At 71.2% G+C, this 18,071-nt stretch carries 17 protein-coding genes; 11 read left to right on the forward strand and 6 right to left on the reverse strand.

Annotated features, from left to right (window positions below; genetic code table 11):
- The first annotated feature begins 35 nt into the window (after window positions 1-35).
- The 4 genes from efeO (at window position 36) to ACTRO_RS11685 (ending at window position 5,535) form a co-directional block, all read left to right on the forward strand.
- Window positions 36-1,238: an iron uptake system protein EfeO gene (efeO, locus tag ACTRO_RS11670; protein ID WP_051450674.1), complete on the forward strand. Its 1,203-nt coding sequence runs from the start codon at window positions 36-38 to the stop codon at window positions 1,236-1,238.
- Window positions 1,238-2,536 (forward strand): iron uptake transporter deferrochelatase/peroxidase subunit, encoded by a 1,299-nt coding sequence (gene efeB, locus ACTRO_RS11675; protein ID WP_051450675.1) that lies wholly within the window; start codon window positions 1,238-1,240, stop codon window positions 2,534-2,536. The genes efeO and efeB overlap by 1 nt, the downstream gene beginning before the upstream one ends.
- A gap of 236 nt (window positions 2,537-2,772) precedes the next feature.
- Window positions 2,773-3,774, forward strand: coding sequence for a hypothetical protein (locus tag ACTRO_RS11680; RefSeq protein ID WP_157436071.1), 1,002 nt, complete (start codon window positions 2,773-2,775; stop codon window positions 3,772-3,774).
- Between the two features lie 120 nt (window positions 3,775-3,894).
- Window positions 3,895-5,535: an FAD-dependent monooxygenase gene (locus ACTRO_RS11685; protein WP_034274362.1), complete on the forward strand. Its 1,641-nt coding sequence runs from the start codon at window positions 3,895-3,897 to the stop codon at window positions 5,533-5,535.
- Window positions 5,536-5,544: 9 nt separating this feature from the next.
- On the opposite strand, the gene ACTRO_RS11690 is transcribed toward ACTRO_RS11685, so the two are convergent.
- Window positions 5,545-6,762, reverse strand: coding sequence for a glycosyltransferase (locus ACTRO_RS11690; RefSeq protein ID WP_034263183.1), 1,218 nt, complete (start codon window positions 6,760-6,762; stop codon window positions 5,545-5,547).
- A 197-nt stretch (window positions 6,763-6,959) separates the two neighbouring features.
- On the opposite strand from ACTRO_RS11690, the gene ACTRO_RS11695 reads away from it, so the two are divergent.
- Window positions 6,960-8,282 carry an MFS transporter gene (locus tag ACTRO_RS11695; RefSeq protein WP_034263185.1) on the forward strand — a complete coding sequence of 441 codons (1,323 nt, stop codon included), beginning with the start codon at window positions 6,960-6,962 and terminating at the stop codon, window positions 8,280-8,282.
- Window positions 8,279-9,334 carry a TolB-like translocation protein gene (locus ACTRO_RS11700; protein WP_051450676.1) on the forward strand — a complete coding sequence of 352 codons (1,056 nt, stop codon included), beginning with the start codon at window positions 8,279-8,281 and terminating at the stop codon, window positions 9,332-9,334. The genes ACTRO_RS11695 and ACTRO_RS11700 overlap by 4 nt, the downstream gene beginning before the upstream one ends.
- On the opposite strand, the gene ACTRO_RS11705 is transcribed toward ACTRO_RS11700, so the two are convergent.
- Both ACTRO_RS11705 and ACTRO_RS11710 read right to left on the reverse strand, forming a co-directional pair.
- Window positions 9,308-9,964, reverse strand: coding sequence for an acyltransferase (locus ACTRO_RS11705; RefSeq protein ID WP_051450677.1), 657 nt, complete (start codon window positions 9,962-9,964; stop codon window positions 9,308-9,310). The two genes, ACTRO_RS11700 and ACTRO_RS11705, sit on opposite strands and share 27 nt — an antisense overlap.
- On the reverse strand, window positions 9,948-10,619 hold the full coding sequence (locus tag ACTRO_RS11710; RefSeq protein ID WP_034263186.1) for a hypothetical protein: 672 nt from the start codon (window positions 10,617-10,619) through the stop codon (window positions 9,948-9,950). Before ACTRO_RS11710 ends, ACTRO_RS11705 begins: the two co-directional genes overlap by 17 nt.
- Window positions 10,620-11,016: 397 nt before the next feature.
- On the opposite strand from ACTRO_RS11710, the gene ACTRO_RS11715 reads away from it, so the two are divergent.
- The 4 genes from ACTRO_RS11715 to ACTRO_RS11730 are packed head-to-tail and all read left to right on the forward strand — an operon-like array spanning window position 11,017 to window position 15,506.
- Entirely contained in the window at window positions 11,017-11,730 is a 714-nt protein-coding gene (locus ACTRO_RS11715) for a hypothetical protein (protein ID WP_051450678.1), read from the forward strand.
- A 4-nt stretch (window positions 11,731-11,734) separates the two neighbouring features.
- Window positions 11,735-13,105 (forward strand): O-antigen ligase family protein, encoded by a 1,371-nt coding sequence (locus ACTRO_RS11720; RefSeq protein WP_157436072.1) that lies wholly within the window; start codon window positions 11,735-11,737, stop codon window positions 13,103-13,105.
- Entirely contained in the window at window positions 13,102-14,697 is a 1,596-nt protein-coding gene (locus ACTRO_RS11725) for an oligosaccharide flippase family protein (RefSeq protein ID WP_063627974.1), read from the forward strand. The genes ACTRO_RS11720 and ACTRO_RS11725 overlap by 4 nt, the downstream gene beginning before the upstream one ends.
- The gene (locus ACTRO_RS11730) at window positions 14,691-15,506 is read left to right on the forward strand and encodes a glycosyltransferase family 2 protein (RefSeq protein WP_034263187.1); all 816 of its coding nucleotides are present in this window, start codon (window positions 14,691-14,693) and stop codon (window positions 15,504-15,506) included. The genes ACTRO_RS11725 and ACTRO_RS11730 overlap by 7 nt, the downstream gene beginning before the upstream one ends.
- Before the next feature lie 50 nt (window positions 15,507-15,556).
- On the opposite strand, the gene ACTRO_RS11735 is transcribed toward ACTRO_RS11730, so the two are convergent.
- From ACTRO_RS11735 to ACTRO_RS50895, 3 genes are all read right to left on the reverse strand, one after another.
- Window positions 15,557-15,970: a DUF3592 domain-containing protein gene (locus ACTRO_RS11735; protein ID WP_034263188.1), complete on the reverse strand. Its 414-nt coding sequence runs from the start codon at window positions 15,968-15,970 to the stop codon at window positions 15,557-15,559.
- Window positions 15,971-16,175: 205 nt separating this feature from the next.
- The gene (locus ACTRO_RS11740) at window positions 16,176-16,640 is read right to left on the reverse strand and encodes a hypothetical protein (RefSeq protein WP_157436074.1); all 465 of its coding nucleotides are present in this window, start codon (window positions 16,638-16,640) and stop codon (window positions 16,176-16,178) included.
- Window positions 16,630-17,298 (reverse strand): hemerythrin domain-containing protein, encoded by a 669-nt coding sequence (locus ACTRO_RS50895; RefSeq protein ID WP_342673725.1) that lies wholly within the window; start codon window positions 17,296-17,298, stop codon window positions 16,630-16,632. The genes ACTRO_RS11740 and ACTRO_RS50895 overlap by 11 nt, the downstream gene beginning before the upstream one ends.
- Window positions 17,299-17,659: 361 nt before the next feature.
- Here ACTRO_RS50895 and ACTRO_RS11750 point away from each other — a divergent pair, with 361 nt between their 5' ends.
- Window positions 17,660-18,067 (forward strand): hypothetical protein, encoded by a 408-nt coding sequence (locus tag ACTRO_RS11750; protein WP_157436076.1) that lies wholly within the window; start codon window positions 17,660-17,662, stop codon window positions 18,065-18,067.
- Window positions 18,068-18,071 lie beyond the last annotated feature (4 nt).

The following is an 18,071-nucleotide window of genomic DNA, read 5'->3' on the forward strand; positions in this document are numbered from 1 at the left end:
ACAGCTCAGCGCTTCGTTCCTCGACAGGAGAACCCGTGCCCACCATCCCCGCCGCCCGCCGCCCGCGAGCCGTCCTCGCGATATCCCTGGCCGCGGTCACCGCGGCCGGCGCCCTGGCCGGATGCAGCTCGTCCTCCTCGGCCAAGGCCGACGCCGCGAGCACGCAGAGTGCCGGCGGCGACCCGCACAAGGCGAGCGTCACCATCACCGCGGCGAGCGGGTGCAGCTCGGACAAGACCAGCTTCGCGGCGGGCGCGATCACCTTCGCGATCACCAACAAGGACGCCACCGCCGTCAGCGAGGTCGAGCTGCAGAGCGGGCAGCGGATCGTGGGCGAGAAGGAGAACCTTCCGCCCGGCTTCTCCGGCAGCTTCTCGGTGACCGTGGACGCCGGCACGTACACCCTCTACTGCCCCGGCGCGGCGCAGGAGAACACCACGATCACGGTCACCGGCAAGGCCGCGAGCAGCGGCGACTCCAGCGTGGACGCGCTGCTCGCGCAGGGCACCAAGGAGTACGCGACCTACGTCACCAGCCAGATCACCTACCTGCTGCAGACCGCCCAGGCGCTCGACACCGCCCTGCAGGGCAGCGATCTGACCGCGGCTCAGCAGGCCTACATGAAGGCGCGGCCGTACTACGAGAAGATCGAGCCGGTCGCCGAGTCCTTCACCGTCGGCAAGGACAACCTCGACAGCGACATCGACGCCCGCGTCGACGACGTGCCGGCCAGCCAGTGGGAGGGCTTCCACCGGATCGAGAAGGGCCTGTTCCAGGACAAGAGCCTGAGCGGCCTGGCCACCTACGGCGACGGCCTGGTGGCCGACGTCAAGAAGCTCCAGTCGCTCACCACCGGCCTGACCTACAAGCCGTACGAGCTCGCCAACGGCGCGCAGGACCTGCTCGACGAGGTGGCCAGCAGCAAGATCACCGGCGAGGAGGAGCGCTACTCGCACATCGACCTGCTCGACTTCCAGGCCAACGACGAGGGCGCGGAGCAGGCCTTCGCCGCGCTGCAGCCCGCGCTGGCCAAGATCGACGCGTCGCTGACCTCGAACATCGCGCAGCAGTTCAGCGCGCTGGACAAGCTGGTGGACACCTACCGCACCGGTGCGAACGCCTCCGGCTTCCAGCTCTACACCGCCCTGACCGACACCGACAAGCAGAAGCTCGCCGCCGCGGTCAAGGCCGTGCAGGAGCCGCTCTCGCAGGTCGCGGCGAAGGTCGCGAGCGCCTGATGGACGAGCCTGAGACGGTGAGCGCGGGCCCCGCGGGCGGCGGCGGCACCAGCCGGCGCACGCTGCTGGGCCGCACCCTCGGCGCCGCCGGAGTGGTCGCGGCGTCGGGCGGCGCCGGGTACGGCGTGGCCCGGGCGGCCGGATCCTCCGGCGGCGCCGCCCCCGCGGCGTCCACCTCCGACCTGGTCGCCTTCTACGGCGGGCACCAGGGCGGCATCGCCACCCCGGCGCAGGACCGGCTGGCCTTCGCCGCGTTCGACGTCACCAGCACCAGCGCCACCGATCTGCAGGTCATGCTGGGCACCTGGGCCGCCGCGGCGGCGCAGATGACCCGCGGCCTGCCGATCGGCGCGGTGGAGACCGACCCGCAGGCCCCGCCGATCGACACCGGCGAGGCCGACGGGCTCGGCGCCTCCTCGCTCACCGTCACCGTGGGCTTCGGCCCGGGCCTGTTCGACCAGCGCTTCGGCCTGGCCTCCAAGCGCCCGGCCGCCCTGGCCGACCTGCCGACGCTGCCCGGCGACGGCTCGCTGCAGCAGGCCCGCAGCGGCGGCGACCTGTGCGTGCAGGCCTGCGCGGACGACCCGACGGTGGCCTTCCACGTGATCCGCAACTTCGCCCGGCTCGCCCGCGGCACCGCGGTGATCCGCTGGTCCCAGCTCGGTTTCGGCCGCACCTCGTCCACCTCCACGACCCAGCAGACCGAGCGCAACCTGATGGGCTTCAAGGACGGCACCCGCAACATCAAGGGCGAGGACGGCGCCGACCTCGACGACTACGTGTGGGTGGGCCGGGAGACCGACCAGCCGTGGATGCGCGGCGGCAGCTACCTGGTCGCCCGCCGGATCAGGATGCTGATCGAGTCCTGGGACACCGACTTCCTCTCCGACCAGGAGAACGTCTTCGGCCGGTACAAGACCAACGGCGCGCCGCTGGGCGGGAAGAACGAGTTCGACACCCCGGACCTGGCCGCCAAGGGCGCCGACGGCAAGCCGGTCATCCCGCTCAACGCGCACATCCGGCTGGCCAGCCCGTCGACCAACGCCAACCAGAAGATCCTGCGCCGCGGCTACTCCTACACCGACGGCATCGACGCGGACACCGGCCTGCTCGACGCCGGCCTGTTCTTCCTGGCCTACCAGAAGGATCCGCGCAAGCAGTTCGTGCCGATCCAGCGCAAGCTCGGCCAGCAGGACAGCCTCAACGAGTACATCCGGCACACCGGCAGCGCCTTGTTCGCGGTGCCGCCGGGGCTGTCCGCGGCCGGCGACTGGTGGGGCAAGGAGCTGTTCATCTAGGACCGGTGCCCGGTGCCCGTCGGGATCGGCCGACGGGCACCGGACACCCCTGCTTGCCTACGCGCAGCCTCAAGCTCTAGATTTCCTTGCCCGCACATCGGTGCGGGCTCTAAAGGGGGATCTCGGTGGATGCGCAGGGCGCATGGACGGCAGGCGCGCAGGTGCGTCTGCGCCCGACGGCTTGGCAGCGGGCGCCGTTCTTACTGGTTTTCGCGATCTTGCCGACGGAGATGATAGTGATCTCCCCGTCCGTCGGAATCGCCCTCGCGGCTCCGCCGCTGGCCGCGGCGCTCGGCACCTGGCTCCTGCTCGGTCGTGCCGGGGTCGAACTCACCCCGGAGGGCGCGATCGTCCGCACCCTGCGCCGACGGCAGATCGCGTGGCGCGACGTCCAGTACGTTCAGATCCAGCGCTTCTCCGGCAATCGCGTCGTCGTGCTCTACGAAGCCGGCGGACGGCGCACCCGGCTGCGCGCGCCGAGTACCGGATTCCTGAACTGGGACAAGCGGTTCGAGGAGAAGGCCGACGTCATCGGCCGGTGGTGGGAGACGCATCGCGGCGTCCAGGACTCCGTCCAGGCCAGCGTCGAGCTCGGCGGCGGGTGGGGCGCGGGCGGCTGGAACGCGCGGAACCCGGGCGCGTGGTGGCGCCCGACCTCGCGCATACGCCTGGCCACCGTGCAGATCGTGATGATCCTGATGCTGCTGGGCTCCCTGACCCTTCAGGCGTTCACAGGCTTCGTCCTCGCACCGGCCGGCGACTCGGACGGCGGTCCCGGCGTCCTGTCCGCCACCATCTGCCTGGTCGTCACCTGCCTGCTCGTCGAGGCGGCGAGGGTCTTCGCGGTGAACGCCGGGGTCACCGCCCGAGCCGAAGGGCTGCAGGTACACAAACAGCGCGGCCGCCTGCTGCCGTGGACCGAGATCGCCTCGTTCTCGGTCGAGACCACCTGGCACGGCAGCCGCCTCGTCGCCCATGAGGTGTCCGGGCGGCGTACCCGGCTCTCCGGCCCCCGGATCGGCTTCCTGCTGTGGGACGACGACTTCGCGGCCAAGGCGTGGGCCGTCGACGGTTGGTGGCGCGCCGCGACCGGTGCCACGGCTCCACCGCTCGACCTGAGCGGCGTGCGCAGGGCCGCGGGATGGAAGAAAGTGCTGGTCGGCCTGGTCGCCGCGGCCCTCACCGCCGAGTTGCTCCTCGGCGCTCTCGTATCGCTGCTGCTCCTGACGTTCGCGTGAGCCCCGCGGACGGCATCCACCGAATGCAGTAGCACCCCACGGCCCGCCGGGCAGGCTCGAGTGGCCCCGCCCGGCGGGCCGTGCTGCCGTAGGAAGGAGCGGCAGGAGGAGGTTGCCATGGTGGTGGATTGCGATGTCCTGGTGGTCGGGGCCGGCCCGGTCGGGCTGACCGCGGCCGCGGAGCTGGCCCGGCGCGGCGTGAAGTGCCGCGTGATCGACCAGCTCACCGCGCCGATGCCGTACGCGAAGGCCGTCGGCATCCAGCCCAGGACGCTGGAGGTCTGGGACGCGATGGGCGTCGTCCGGGAGGCGCTGGACGCCGCCGAACCGCTGCTGGGCCAGCGCGTCTACCTCAATGGGCGCGAGGTCTCGGCCCTCACGCTGGAGCTGCCGTCGGACGTGCCCTACGGCTTCGCCGCCCTCCCGCAGTACGAGGTCGAGCGGATCCTGACCGAGCACCTGGCGGCGCTCGGTGTGCAGGTCGAGCACAACACCCAGCTCGTCTCCTTCGCTCAGGACGCCGACGTGGTGCAGGCGACCTTGGAGCGGGCGCCCGGCGGCAAGACCCAGGATCGGATCGCCGTCCGCTACCTGGTCGGCTGCGACGGCGCGCACAGCACCGTGCGCAGAGGGCTCGGGCTGCGCTTCGAAGGGGACGCGTTCCCCGAGGAGTACATGATCGGCGACCTCGAGGTGGACTGGTCGCTGCCGCGCGGCTACGGGATCCGCGCGATGCACCAGACCGACGGCAAGACCGACGACCTGCTGGTGTGCGTGCCGCTGCCGGGGCACGGCCGGTACCGGATGTCGATGCAGCTGCCGACGCCCTCGGCGGAGTCCGGCCAGGCCGCCCGCGACGAGGTCGTGCACGGTCTGCAGCCGGGCCGGGCCCCGGAGCTCTCGGACCTGCAGGCGGTGCTCGACCGGCTCTCCCCCGAGCCGGTCACGGCCTCGAACCTGCGCTGGTCCTCAGTCTTCCGCATCAGCCACCGGCTGGTCGACCACTACCGGCACGGGCGCGTGTTCATCGCCGGCGACGCCGCGCACATCCACCCGCCCACCGGCGGCCAGGGCATGAACACCGGCATCCAGGACGCGTACAACCTGGCGTGGAAGCTGGCGCTGGCCGTGCACGGCCAGTCCGCCGACGGACTGCTCGACAGCTACGAGGCGGAGCGGCGCCCGGTGGCCGAAGAGGTCGTCGGCCGCACGGTGCGCCACGCCCGCAGCGGCTTCGAAGGAGACCCGGACGACCCGTCCACCATCATGCAGCGCGAGGCCCAGCTGCTCGTCGCGTATCCGGACAGCCCGCTCACCGGGCCGACGCCTACGCAGTCCGACGATGCCGCTTCCGGCGCGCGGCCCGGCGGCCGGGCGCCCGACTGCCGGGAGCTGCACAGCGCGATCGCCACCTATCCGCTGCGGCTGTTCGACCTGCTGCGCGGAACCGACCCCACCCTGCTGCTCTACGCGCAGAACGCGGCGGCCGCCGAGACCGTCTTCCCGCGTCTAGCCGCCGACGCGGCCTACCGGGCCGGCGGGCACCTCGACGCCTACGCGGTGCTCGCCGAGGGCGTCGAAGTGGTCGGTGATGGGATCCCGGTCGTGCACGACTCCGCCGGGCAGTTCCGGGCCGCGTACGCGCCGCACGACGCCGAGGCGTTCCTCATCCGGCCCGACGGCTACCTCGGCACCCGGGTCGACCTGACCGAGGACAGCACCCTGTTCGAGCACCTGGACCGCATTTTCGCAGCGGCCTGACGCCTCGGCTCAGAGCGCTGATCGGTACGCGGCGACGTAGCGGGCGCTCGAGGCCTCCCAGGCGAGTTCGGCCTCGAAGGTCTTGCGCAGCCGGGCTCCCTGGGCCTCCCGCTCGGCGACGGAGGCGTCCAGGAAGCGCTCGATCGCGGCGGTGAACGCGGGCAGGCCCATGTCCTCGGCGACGAATCCGGCCCCTGCGACGAGGCGGGCGTTCTCGCGCAGCGGCCGCAGCACCACGGGGATGGCGCGGGCCATCGCGTGCGTCACCTTGTTCATCGCACAGTAGTGGTTGAACTCGATGTCGGGGTCGGGCACGAGCATGGCGTCGATGCCGCGGAAGAACCGGTCGATCTGGTCGCGGCCGAGCCACCCTCTGATCCGCACCACGTCTTCGAGGCCGAGCTCGGCGGTGCGGGCTCGGACCGCCGGCAGAGCCGGGCCGTCACCGGCGAGGTCGACCCGGAACCCGTTGCGGCCCTTGGCTTTGAGCGCGTGCACGGCCTCGATCAGGTCGCCGACGCCGTCCTGCTCGCCGATGACGCCGAGGTAGCCGAGCACGATCTCGTGGCCCTCGCCGTCGCCGCGGCCCGCATCCGTTTCCGCCTCCGCGGACGCCGAGGATTCGACCGGCGCGGTGCGCACGATGACCGCTTCGCGCCCGTACAGCTCCCTGAGACGGTCGGCTTGTTCGATGCTGGGCGTGAGGATCGCGTCCGCGGCGGCGACGGTCCGGCGCTCGCAGGCCAGGAAGAACGGCGCGAGCTTGCGGAAGGACGGACGCGAGGAAGCGAGCAGCGGCACCACGTCGTGCTGGTCGTAGAGCGTGCGCACGCCGCGCCTGCGGGCCCGGCGCAGCAGCCCGAACGCGAGGTCCGGCGGGTTGCACACCTGCAGTGCGCGTGGCGCGCCGCGCAGCTCCGCCAGGGCTCTGCGCGCCTCGCGGCCGGCCGCGAACGTGGTCCACGCGCCCTCGAAGATCGTCGCCAGCCTGCCTTCGCCCTCGAAGGAGCGGAAGCACCGGATCTCCACGCCGTCGATCCGGCGCCGTCCGGGTCGGGCGTCGCGGATGGACGGGCACACGACGGCGACCCGGAATCCGGCGTCCCGCAGGGCGAGCGCCTCGGCCCAGACCCGGTGATCGTCCGGGACGGGCAGGTTGAAAACGACGATCACCGCTCCCGGGCCGGTCGCCACGGCGGCGCGGTCAGGGTTCTTGCGTGAGGGCACGGGCTCTCCCGGCTTCCACCCGAGGCGGGTATGCGAGCTCGACGACACGGACGGGACCGACGATAACGGCCCGGGCCCGACCCGGTCGCGGCGTGGCAGCACTGTGACGGATCCGTGATCTCCGGGCGGGATCTTCGCACACTGCCTGCGCGCGGTACTGAGGCAGCCCTATCATCGGGGGCGAAGGGGAGGCTTTCATGTACATCCCGCGTGGTGGCGCGGCGACTGCTTCCGCGACGCGCGACCCTGCCCGGGCGCGGGTCGGGAAGGCGGGCGAACCGCGGCCGAGCGCGGCCCCGGAGCGGGTGCCGCGCAACGTGTACGCGCTCGGGTTCGTCAGCCTGCTGACGGACGTCTCGGCCGAGATGATCACCTCGGTGGTCGGCTACTACCTGCTGGTCTACCTCCAGGTCTCCACGGTCACGGTCGGTTTCCTGGACGGGCTCTACTCCGCGGTGCCAGTGCTGCTCTCGCTGACCGCCGCGTACCTCGCGGACCGGTTCCAGCGGCGCAAGCTGCTCGCCGGGGTCGGCTACGGCCTGTCCGCGGTGAGCAAGCTCGGCTTCCCGGTGGTGGGCCGCTCGATCTCCGGGCTCGGGCTGGTGCAGGGCGCCGACCGGCTCGGCAAGGGCCTGCGCACGGCGCCGCGGGACGCGCTGATCTCGCTCTCCAGCCCGGCGCCGATCCAGGCGCGGGCCTTCGGCGTGCACCGGATGATGGACACCATCGGCGCCTTCCTGGGCCCGCTGATCGCCGTGGTCGCGCTCGGCCTGTCGGTGGCCGCCACCGCGTTCGACGCGGTGTTCGTGGTCAGCTTCTGCATCGCGACGATCGGCCTGCTGGCCCTGATCCTGCTGGTGTCCGACCACCGCGAGCCGGCCGCGGCCGGGAAGTCCGAGCGGACCTCGTTCCGCGCGGCGCTGCGGCTGTTGGCGGACAAGAGGTTCCGGCGCGTGTGCGTGGCCGCGACGGTGCTGGGCGCCGCCTGGATCAGCGACACGTTCATCTATCTCGTGATCCAGCAACGGCTCGACCTGACAGCCGTCGAATACGCCCTGCTCGCCGTCGGCACCTCGGGTTCCTACCTGCTGCTCGCGATCCCGGCCGGGCGGATCGCGGACCGGGTCGGGCGCTGGCGCATCTTCCTCTACGGGCACCTGGCATTGCTGGCCGTCTACCTGTTGCTGGCCGGGCCGATCGGCGGCGTCGTGCTGCTGGTCGTGACGCTGCCGATCCACGGGCTCTTCTATGCGATGACCGACGGCGTGCTGATGGCGCACGCCGGTCCGATGCTGCCGCGGGAGCTGCGGACGGCGGGCCTGGCCCTGCTGCAGAGCGTGCGCGCGCTCGGCGCGTTCGTCTCGTCGCTGGCCTTCGGCTTCGCCTGGTCGATGGCGGGTTCGCGCGCGGTCGTCGGCGGCTACGTCCTGGCCCTCGTGCTCGCCCTCGTCGTCGCGGTGAAGCTGGCCCGTCCGGAGAAGCTGCTCCGCCCCGAGAAAGAGATGAGCTCGACGTCATGAGTGCCACGCGCAACCAGACCACTGACGGCCCCGGGATCGCGCGGTGGCGGATCTGGGCGTTCGTCCTCGGCAGCGTGCTGTTCCTGGGCGCGGCGGCCGGCTACAGCGTCTACGCGGCGCAGCGGCATTCCTCGGAGGTCGCGTCGACCGCGCACGCGTTCTCCAGCACCGTGCCGCTGTCCGGGACACCGAAGATCCTCTACATGTCCACGGCGGTGGGTGCGGACGAGTACCACCTCGCCGAGGTTCCCGAGTCCGATGCCGGAGCCTCCCCGGACCTGTCCACGCTCAAGTGCGAACGGTCGTACGCCGCTGCGGGAACCCTCTCCTGCCTGAACGCCGGCAGTGCGCTCAATCCGACGCAGTACACCGAGGTGTATCAGGACACGACCGGTACGCCGAAACTCCTCACGAAGATCCCCCTGCCCGGAAATCCCAGTCGGACCAGGGTTTCCCCGGACGGACGACTGGTCGCCTGGACCGTGTTCGTCAGCGGAGACTCCTACAACGGGCCGCAGTTCTCCACCCGCACCGGCGTGTACGACGTCAAGACGGGCACGGTCATCCAGAGCCTGGAGACCTTCACCGCCAAGGTGAACGGCAAGATCTATAAGGCTGTGGACATCAACTACTGGGGCATTACCTTCGAACCCGACGACGTCCACTTCTACGTCACCATGGGCTCGGCCGGCCAGACCTGGCTGATGCGGGGCGACCTGGCCACGCGCACACTGACCTCGGTGATCTCGAACGTCGAATGCCCCTCGCTCTCGCCGGACGGCACCCGCATCGTGTTCAAGAAGCGGGTCTCGACGAATCTCGCCACGCCGTGGCGCCTCTACGTGCTCGACCTCGCCACGCTCAAGGAGACCCCGCTCGCCGAGACGCGCAGCATCGACGACCAGGCCGCGTGGCTCGGCGACGACACCGTCATGTACCAGGTGCCCTCGCCCGCCGGTTACGACATCTGGGCGGTGCCGGCGGACGGCACCGGCACTCCCCGTCTCCTGATCCGCAACGGGAAGTCACCCGTGGTGGTCGGCGGCTCCTGATTCGGTCAGCACCCCGTCGCGTTCCTGGTGCAGCCGCCCGGTGGTCGGGCAGCGGAACCGGCCCTCACCCTCGTCCACCAGCGGCACTCCGGCCCGGCCCACCCAGCCGATCCGCCGGGCCGGCACACCGACCACGAGGGCGAAGTCGGGCACGTCCCGCACGACCACCGCGCCCGCGGCCACCAGCGCCCAGCGGCCGATCCGCACCGGCGCCACGCACACGCTGCGGGCGCCGAGCGAGGCGCCCTCCCCGACGCGCACGCCCACGGCCTCCCAGTCGTCCGCCGTCTTGAGCCGGCCCTCCGGGGTGACCGCGCGCGGGTAGGTGTCGTTGGTGAGCACCACCGCGGGGCCGACGAACGCGCCGTCCCCGAGTTCCGCGGGCTCGTAGATCAGGGCCTGATTCTGGATCTTGACATTGTTCCCGACCCGCACGCCCGGGCCCAGATACGCCCCGCGGCCGATCACGCAGTTCTCTCCGACGCTGGCGTCCTGCCGCACCGTGGCCAGGTCCCACACCGAAGAGCCGGCGCCGACGCTCGCCCCCGGCTCCACGCTCGCGCTCGGCGCGATCCGGACGCCTGCCGGCTCCGGTGCCGCCGCGGTGTCCGGCTCAGACGATGACAGCATCCGCTTCCTCCGTGTTCGTCTCCTGATCCCAGGACGCTGCCGAGCCCGACCGCCCCTTGCGGCGGTTGTGCAGCCGCAGCGACACCGCGACCGCCAGCCCGAAGCCCAGCAACGCCACGCCGATCGCGCCGCGCGAATGCGAGCCGTGCAACTGCACCGCCGTCGGCGGCGCGAGGGTGGCGTCGCTGATCTGCACCTTGTCCACCACGCCGGTGTTCGCCTGCATGGTGTGCAGGCCCGCGCCATAGGCCTGGATCAGGACCCCGGCCTCCCGCACCAGCGCGTCAGGGTCCGGACCCGTGACCGTGATCAGCTCGCTGGGCACCCGGTACGCGGGCGTCTCGCTGGTGCCGTTGTTCCTCGGCGCGATGGTGAACGTGTCGGTCACGCCCTGGGCGCGCAGCCCGTCCGCGTCGGCCCCGCTGGTGAGCAGGTCGTCCACGGCCACCCCGACCGCCGCCAGCGAGGGCGTGGCCGCCGCCAGCTGGTTCGGCACGCTCGGCTCCTTCGGCGGGACCAGGGCCACCACCGCGGTCGCCTGGTAGAGCGGCTTCTCCCGGATGGCCAGGTAACCCACAGCGGCCACGCACAGCAGCACGGCGAGGAAGGCATACCAGCGCGCGCGCAGCGCGGTGAGCACCTCTTGGAACGTCAACGGCCTCTCTCCCTAAGGACGTCGTACACAGACGGTCTCGCAGCAGCGGTCGGTGTACGGCCGGTCGCGCCCCGTCGGCGGCCAGCGTACCGGCGCGCGCGCGGCGCATGGAAGGCGCGCTCGGCACGGATTTCACGCGAGGACGGTGAAATCCCGCGCCGCGTCTGACAGACTTGGCCCCGCGGGCACAGCGAGTCCGCATCCGTACGTGCTCCGGGGGGAGTGGCAAGGTGGGTTCCTCCCGCACGGAGCGCGAGCCAGTGTGCAAGTGATCTGATCGAGCACAGCCTTACCGGGGTCCGCCCCGGTGTCCCTGGAGGGGTCGATGAGCCTCGCCGAAATGTGGCGGGTCATACGCAGGAGATGGTACGTGTTGCTGCCATCCATCCTGCTTGTCATGGGTTTGACCGCGGGCGTCTACGTGTCCATACCCGCGCAGTATCAAACCAGTGCCATGATGAGTCTGCTGGCGTCACAGCAGTCGATCAAGGGCACGTCCACGGTCCCGGGTACCTCGAACCCGTTCATGAACTTCGATTCCTCGCTCAACGACACGGCCGACTTCCTGGTGCGCAGGCTCGCCTCCACCGACGCGGCCCAGCAGCTGGGCGACGAGGGCGTCTCCGGCTACACGGCCGTGCTGGCCGCGAGCCAGGGCCCGTTCATCGAGCTGACCGCCAACGGGTCCACCCCGGCCGCGGCCAGCGCCGCCATCAGCAAGCTGATCGCCTACACCAGCCAGCAGCTCCAGCAGCTCCAGCAGCAGCAGGGCGTGCCGGCCCAGGCGATGATCGAGTCCGCGGTGATCGTGCCGGGCAGCCCGGCGCTGGCGCAGACCAAGAAGCGCACCCAGGACTCCCTCGGCGCCGGCGCCGGCGGCTTCGCCCTGGCCCTGCTGGCCACCTTCGCCGTCGACGCGCTGGCCCTGCGCCGCCGCGCCGGCAAGCGGCGCGCCGCTCCCCCGTCGTCCTCCTACGAGCCGCCGGCGCCGCCGGCCGCCGGGCCTACGGGCGAGCCGGCGCACGTGCGCCGCCGCTCCTCCCGGCCGGGCGACCGCAGCACGCAGATCACCAGCGAGCTGATCAGCCCGCTGTCGGAAGTGCGCGACTGAGAACGTGGCAACCCCGCGCATCCGAGCCCGCAGCGTCGTGGTCCTCACGACCTACCTGGTGCTCGTCGAGTTCATCCCCTCGGGCTGGGTGCTGCCCTCGTTCGGCGACGTGGGCACGCCGGCGAACATCTTCGCGCTGGTCGCGCTGATCTGGTACGCCGCGTCCTGGCTGGCCGGGCGGGTCCGCCCGGCCCCGGGCACCGGCGCCGTGCGCGTGGCCATGTGGGTGTTCGGCGCCTCGATCCTGCTCGCCTACCTGGCCCTGGCCTCCTCGGACCGGCAGGCCGCCGCCCTGGAGATCCAGGCCGCCGACCGCGGGCTGATCGGCTTCGCGGCCTGGATCGGGGTGGTGGTGATCGCCTCCGCCGGCATCCGCGACCTGGCCGACCTGCAGCTGCTGCTGCGCCGGGCGGTGGTCTACGGGTCCTTCGTCGGCGCGCTGGGCATCGTCGAGTTCTTCACCTCCAGCAACCTGCTGGCCCGGGTGCACATCCCGGGCCTGCGGGCCAGCAGCCTGGTCAGCTCCCTGATGACGCGCGGGGCCTACATCCGGCCGTCCTCGAACACCTCACAGCCGCTCGAGCTCGCCGCCGTGCTGGCCCTGCTGCTGCCGTTCGCGCTGCAGCAGGCGCTCGACCCGGCCCGCGAGGGCTGGGCCCGGCGCTGGGTGCCGGTGATCTGCATCGGCGGCGCGATGCCGCTGACGGTCTCGCGCACCTCGATCATCGGGCTCGCCGTCGTGCTGATGCTGCTGATCCCGACCTGGCCGTCGCACCGCCGGTGGCCCGCCCTCGGCGTGATCGTGTGCGGGATCGGGCTGCTCAAGCTGGCCGTGCCGGGGCTGGTCTCGACCACCTTCGGCCTGTTCGCCTCCTTCCTCGGCAACTCGGACGACAGCACCCAGGCGCGCACCGCCGACTACGCCGGGGTGGCGCAGTACATCGAGCAGCGGCCCTGGTTCGGCCGCGGCTACGGCACGTTCATCCCGAGCCTGTACCGGTACACGGACAACATGTACCTGCTCGCCATCGTCGAGATCGGCGTCGTCGGCGTGCTGGCGATCCTCGGGCTGTACCTGACCGGCTGGCGCTGCGCCCGGCTGGGCCGTCGGCTGACCGACGATCCGGTGCGGCGCGAGCTCGGGCAGTGCTTCGCCGCCGCGATGGCCGCGTCGCTGATCCTGAGCGCCACCTTCGACTCGCTCGGCTTCCCGATGTTCGCGGGCCTGCTCTTCCTGCTGATCGGCCTGTCCGGCGCCTATCTCGGCATCATGCGGCGCGAGGCGGCCGAGCGCCGCGACGCGCTGTTCGCCGAGGCCGCCACCATCCGGATGGAGCGGGTGCCCGCGATCGACGGGGCGGGGGGCGGAGCGTGAGGGTCCGGCCGCGCGTCGGGGAGATCCCGGCACCCGACCCCGACCAGCCCACCGACCAGCCCACCGATCCGCACGAGGACCTGCACGGCAACGTACGGCGCGGAGTGCGCTGGAGCCTGGTCAACACCGTGGTGATCCGGATCGGCAACTTCCTGACCGGCGTCGTGCTCGCCCGCGGGCTGCTCGGCCCGCGGGACTGGGGCCTGTACGCGATCGGGCTGGCCGCGCTTGCGGTGCTGCTGGCCGCGAACGAGATGGGCGTGAGCCTGGCCATCGTGCGCTGGGAGGGGGACGTGCGCCGGTTCGCGCCGACCGTGCTGACCCTCTCCACGCTCTCGTCCACCGTGCTCTACGCCGTGCTCTTCGTCATCGCGCCGGAGGCGGCCCGGCTGCTCGGCTCGGGCGACGCCACCGGCGTGCTGCGGGTGCTGGGCCTGGCCGTGATCATCGACGGGATCTCCTGCGTGCCGGCCGGGGTGCTCAACCGCACCTTCGCCCAGCAGCGCCGGATGTGGATCGACGCGGCGAACTTCGTCGTCGGCAGCGGCCTGACGATCGGGCTGGCCGTGGCCGGGATCGGCGCGATGAGCTTCGCCTGGGGCTCGGTCGCGGGCAACGTGGTCGGCCTGGTCGGCTGCGCCGTCTGCGCCCCCGGATACCTCAAGCCCGGCTGGGACCGGGAGCAGGCCAAGGCCCTGATCCGGTTCGGCGCGCCGCTGGCGGGCGCGAGCCTGCTGGTGCTGTGCATGCTCAACGTCGACTCGGTGGTGGTCGGCGCGACGCTCGGACCGGTCGCGCTCGGGCTCTACCAGCTGGCGTTCAACATGTCCGGCTGGCCGGTGCGCGCGGTCTCCGAGGTGGCCCGGCGGGTGTCCTTCGCCGGCTTCTCCCGGCTGGCCGAGACCGGCCGGATCGCCAAGGGCTTCGAGAACAGCCTCAGCCTGCTGATGGCGGCCGCGATGCCGCCCTGCGTGCTGCTGCTGACGCTGGCCAAGCCGGCCATCTCCTTCGTCTACGGGCACGAATGGACCGGGGCCTCCGGCGCGCTGAGCTTCCTGGCCATGCTGGGCGTGCTGCGGGTGGCCTTCGAGCTCGCCTACGACTGCCTGGTCGCGGCCGGGCGTCAGCGGGCCCTGATCCTGGTGCAGGGCTGGTGGCTGGTCGCCCTCATTCCGGCCCTGATCTTCGCCGCCCGGATGCGCGGCATCGCCGGCGTCGGCGCCGGGCACATCCTGGTGGCCGGCCCGCTGGTGACCCCGTTCTTCCTGTGGGCTCTGTCCCGGGCCGGGATCAAGCCCGGGGTGGTACTGCGGGCCTGTTGGCGCCCGGTGGTCGGCGGCGCGGCGATGGCGGCCGTCTCGCTGGCGGTGGCCCGGTTCGGCGGCCTGCACGGGACGCCGGTGCTGTTCGTCGCCTCCGTGCCCGCGCTGGCCGTCTACGCCGTGATCATCTGGCCGGCCGTGGCCCGCATGCGCGGCCGGCGCCCCGGTCGGCTGCACCGCCGGCCGAAATGGCGGACCGCGCGGTTGAGACGTACCGACCCCCGTCCCCCGAACACCTGGGACGTCCCCCAAGGAGAGCCTCAGTGGTGAAGGCACAGGTCAAGAAGGCGGTCCGGGCCCGCGTCGGCTGGCTGCCGCCGTACGAGCTGCGCAACAAGGTACTGCTGGGCCACACCGTGCCGGCGGTCCTGCGCTTCGAGAACGCGCAGGTCAAGAGCCTCAGGGCCCTGCTACCGCCGCCGGCGGGCAAACCGCCGCTGGTCACCACGGTCATCCCCACCTACCGGCGCCCGGAACAGCTGCGCGCGGCAGTGGTATCAGCTCTCGAACAGACGGTGCGCGAGCACCGGGTCCTGGTCGTGGACGACGGCGCCGGACTGCCCGACCTGCCGGACGATCCGCGCCTGACCGCGCTGAGCCTGTCCCGCAACTGCGCGGTCCTCGGCGTCGTGCGCAACGTCGGCATCCGCCTCGCCGACTCGCCGTACCTGGCGTTCCTGGACGACGACAACACCTGGGAGCCGGACCACCTCGCCGTCACGATCGAGGCGCTCGAAGCCGACCCGCGCCTGGCCGGCGTCTACACCGCGCTGCGCCGGATGCTCCCGGACGGCACGGACTACGACGTCATATCGGAGCCGTTCGACGTCCGCACCGCCCGCGAGCGCGCCTACCTCGACGCCAACGCCTTCGTGGTCCGCGCCGACGCGAGGCTCCGCTTCAGCAGGCTGCGACGCGACCGCGGCGTGCTCCCGCGCGAGGACTGGGCCACCCTCTACCCCTTCGCCCGCCGCCACCGCGTCACCCACATCCCCCGCGGCACCGTCCGCTACCTGGTGAACCCGCAGACGTACTACACGACCTGGGACGGCGACGAGGCGGCAGCCGCAGCCTCCTGATTCGCGCGGGCGGCTGAGCTTGCCGCTCTGAAGCGGTTCCTTCAGGGCTCTCAAAGTGCGGCCCAGCGCCCGAGCACTCCTGTGACCGCGAGGATGCCCACCACGGCGACCGCGCACGCCAGAAGCCCGAGGAACAGATAGCCTGACTCGTTGCTCAGGATCGACGGCAAGGTCAGGGAGCTGACAGCGGCGACCGTCGTCGGTCGACTCGGCAGATACCGCACCAGGACGCTCTGCCCTGCTTGCGCGCCCCCACACTGGCTGTCGAGCCACGCCTCGTACCGGACACCTGCGGAGTCCTGATAAGAGACCTCACATTGCACGACCTTACCGGCCGCCTGGGTCACCACTACCCGTGCTTGCGTGGTAATTCCGTCATATCGCAAGGCGAACTGTGTGTACGCCGCTGAAACGGCCCACACACTGACCCCGACGCCGAAAGCCGCGAAGAGCGCGGCCCGCACCCAGGTCCTCCTCGGGCTCCGTCGTGTGTCCCGCGGACGCCCCAACGCCTGCTTCCTCCCCATGTCCGCAATCGTCGCTCACTCGGCGTGCGGAATCAAGGCATGATCTCAACCTCCGCAGAGGCGCGGTCCCGCGACTCGAAGCCGCGGGACCACTGGACGTCAGGGCATTGACGACTCCGCCATGCCGCTTCGACCTGAACGGTCAGATGCCGTCTGTGCAGTGCTTTGCCGCACCGGACCACGACGTGAACCGAAAGCAAGCGCGGGCCAGGTAGCCGGGCCCGTCGTAGTAGCCACCCGTGGCCGTGCCCGGCTGGAATGCCTCGGAGGTTGAACTGGTCAGCTCGTGAGTGCCGGAGACTTGGGACCAGTCCGCGCCGCCGTCGGTGCTCCGCTCCAGCCAACAGTCCATGGTGTAGTCGGTGTTGTAGTCAATGCAGTCCGCCATCGCGTAGGCGGGAATGGTCTTGGAACCGAGGAAAATCGTCCCGCTCCGGTCGGTCCAAGACACCGTCGCGTCACCCGAGCCGTTCGCGGTGGCTTGGTTGACGGCGCTGCTGGAGCCGAGGGTGCCGACCGTGTCCGCATGCGCCGTGCCCGCGGCGCCGAACGCGATACCGGTGGCTGCGGCCAGACCGACCACCATCTGCTTGCCCCTACTGATCACTTCTCTGGTCCTTGCTTCGTTGTGGGTGAACCTGCCCCGACCCGCCAGCGTCGTCAGCGGCCCGACGGAGTGCCGATGGGTGTCGATCGGATCCTACCGACCGTGGCAGAGCCTTTCGATGGGCCTCGGGATGTTCGGCCACGTCTTCGTCCAACGCCCGGCCGACGGCCCGTTCCTCGTAGCGGAAGTGGGACTCCATGATCGCCGCCAACCCGTCGAGCTCACGCCTGATCGCCTCCACTGCGGCGCCGTCCGACACGGCGGCCGCGTCGGCGAGCTCGCGGACGCGCGAGAGGATCGCGGCGATCATCCCGTGGTCCTCGACCAGCTTCGCGATAGTCCCGGCGAGATCAGGGCGCTGAGCCACGAGGGCAGTGAAGATCCCCTCGTCTTCGCCGAGGTGGTGTGCCGTCAGCGCGTCGCAGAAAGCGAGGCAGTGGGTCACGAGTGTGTCATCGCGCATCCGGCGCTGCCCGAGGCCCGCCCTGACCTCAGTGATCTGATGACGGAGTCGTCGATGTGCCGCGGCGAGCTGCAAACTAAGGGCGATCACGCGATCGCCTTCTTGGGAAGCCACGGGTGGCGGTCCCTTCGGTTCAACACCTCCATGCTTGACGCAGTCCGTCACCAGCACGCGATGCTGCCCCCAGCCGATCACATCCCGCGGTCAGGCGGCAAGCCGGTCCAGTCGATCGGGTGATTGATGATCGGGTGAAAGCACCCCGCCGCAACGCCGATCGTGCCGCGCATGCCCGACGCCGGGAGAGCCTCGCCGCAACAGGGAACTCCCCTGCATTGGTGTCCGGAAAATCCTGCTTCTCCTGACCCATCCGTGGGTGATTCGAAAGCAAGCCGAACGCGATGCCGCCGGGATCACTCCGTTCCGGACACCTCACCGCTTCATGGGAATCGAATCGACTTCGCCGGGGACACGAATCGATATCCTCAGACTTTTGCGATTAGCCTCGCCTCTACAATCGACGCGAACACTTCATCGCAGCTGTGGCATAGGGGGCTTGGTGGACGTCTCCGCACTGGTGTCGGCGGGAGCAAGCACACTCGTCAATCTGATGGTGACCGACGGCTGGAAGGCGGCCGAGGACCGCTTCGCCGCGCTTCTCGGCCGCGGCGAAAAGGATCCGGGCAAGGCCGCCGAGGAGCTCAGGACCTCTCGAGCCACGCTCGAGGAGGCACGGCGGCACGGGGACGCCCGGGCCGCGGCGGATCTCGAAGCCTACTGGCGAGTACGTCTTCATGGGTTGATGCGCGAAGACGGGGACGCGGCCGGACTGCTCGCACGGCTGCTCGCCGAGCTCGAAGGCTCCGCCGGGCCGGCCGACGGGCGCCACGAGATCAACGGCAACACCTTCCGCGGCCAGGCCCAGATTCAGCAGGGCGGCCACCACAACACCCAGACCCGTCGCTGAGTCC

This window comes from Actinospica robiniae DSM 44927 (assembly GCF_000504285.1).
Lineage (GTDB): Bacteria > Actinomycetota > Actinomycetes > Streptomycetales > Catenulisporaceae > Actinospica > Actinospica robiniae.